The sequence below is a fragment of the Paraburkholderia sp. J11-2 genome (assembly GCF_905220185.1).
In the GTDB taxonomy this organism is placed as follows: Bacteria; Pseudomonadota; Gammaproteobacteria; order Burkholderiales; family Burkholderiaceae; genus Paraburkholderia.
Map to the genome: position 1 here is coordinate 1 of NZ_CAJMYY010000116.1, position 438 is coordinate 438.

Sequence of the window (438 nt, forward strand, 5' to 3'; positions counted from 1 at the left end):
CACCATCGGACTGATGGTCTCGGGCTGCGCGATCGTGCTGCTCATGCCGGGGCCCACCAACACCCTGCTCGCCGCAGCCGGTTTGAGGCAGGGTCTGCGCCGCTCCGTGCATCTGACCGCCGCCGAACTGGCCGGGTACCTGGTGTCGATTACCCTCTGGGGACTTTGCTTCACCCATGCTTCGCAGTCGCTGAGCTGGCTGCCCAAAGTGCTGCGCGTGGCCAGCAGCCTTTATCTCGCTTGGCTCGCCTTGCGTCTTTGGCTCACGGCAAACTCGATCGAAACCTCGGCAAACGGCGTGGTCAGCACGCGCACGCTGTTCAGCGCCACCGTGCTCAACCCCAAGGCCATTTTGTTCGCCGGGTCGATTTTTCCGCCTATGGCATTCGAGAGCGTTTCGATGTGGTTCCAGGCCATGGCGGTCTTCGCGGTCTTGCT

1 protein-coding gene is annotated in these 438 nt (G+C 63.0%); it reads left to right on the top strand.

What is annotated here, in order from left to right; all coding sequences use genetic code 11:
- Positions 1-438 (top strand): LysE family transporter (locus U5A57_RS41395; RefSeq protein ID WP_415774725.1); only part of this gene is annotated, 438 nt, incomplete at both ends.